The sequence below is a fragment of the Parendozoicomonas verongulae genome, assembly GCF_009711465.1.
In the GTDB taxonomy this organism is placed as follows: Bacteria; Pseudomonadota; Gammaproteobacteria; order Pseudomonadales; family Endozoicomonadaceae; genus Sansalvadorimonas; species Sansalvadorimonas verongulae.
Genome location: NZ_SMME01000591.1, coordinates 1 through 317 on the forward strand (window position 1 = coordinate 1; position 317 = coordinate 317).

1 protein-coding gene is annotated in these 317 nt (G+C 46.7%); it reads right to left on the reverse strand.

What is annotated here, in order from left to right; translation table 11 throughout:
- Positions 1 to 130 precede the first annotated feature (130 nt).
- A partial coding sequence (locus E1189_RS01725; RefSeq protein WP_230459994.1) for a hypothetical protein occupies positions 131 to 317 on the reverse strand: 187 nt, incomplete at its 5' end.

The window sequence follows — 317 nt, forward strand, 5'->3', positions numbered from 1 at the left end:
ACAGCACAAGCCATTTTTGGTTCCACACCTCCCTTCTTTCCGGCCGGCCTGATCGCTGAGGACAAACACGATGCGAAAACAATGGTCCGGCTACTTACATGACTGCATGTGTTTCATATATTCTCTGTACTTAGAGTACTGAGATACTGTCAGTATCCAGTTTCAGTCCATTGATAAATTCCTGTGCGATAGCCGTCAAATCGTTATTATCAAGAACCAGAGCATCATGGGATCGGAAAGCTGCTCTGATGTAGCCCTTGTGCGTGCCCCACGGATACTGACTTGTTACCTTCGTCATAAGCGCGTTTAACTCAGCT